At 46.5% G+C, this 327-nt stretch carries 1 protein-coding gene; it reads left to right on the top strand.

Going from position 1 to position 327, the window contains the following annotated elements; all coding sequences use genetic code 11:
* Positions 1–327 (top strand): YDG domain-containing protein (locus tag CALK_RS13125; protein WP_034638475.1); only part of this gene is annotated, 327 nt, incomplete at both ends.

The following is a 327-nucleotide window of genomic DNA, read 5'->3' as shown; positions in this document are numbered from 1 at the left end:
GGTGATGACCTGGAATTTAGCTATGATGCGGCCTTTGAAGATGAGAATGTTGGAAATGACAAGGATGTAAATTTTACCAATATCGCCATAAGCGGTGGCGCCGATGCGGATAATTATACTCTCGACTCCAATACTGGTACAGCCACAGCGAATATTACGGCACGTTTTCTTGAGATAACCGCCGAAAGTGACAGTAAGGAGTATGACGGCACTGCCCTTACGAATGCCGGGTATACTGTTAGTGATGGAAGTGTTGTCGGCACAGAGACTCTTGATGCTGTGACAGTAACGGGGAGTCAGACCGATGTTGGAACAAGCGATAATGTT

Source organism: Chitinivibrio alkaliphilus ACht1, assembly GCF_000474745.1.
In the GTDB taxonomy this organism is placed as follows: Bacteria; Fibrobacterota; Chitinivibrionia; order Chitinivibrionales; family Chitinivibrionaceae; genus Chitinivibrio; species Chitinivibrio alkaliphilus.
Note: the sequence above shows the minus strand (reverse complement) of the source record. Positions and strands in the feature narration are given on the sequence as shown.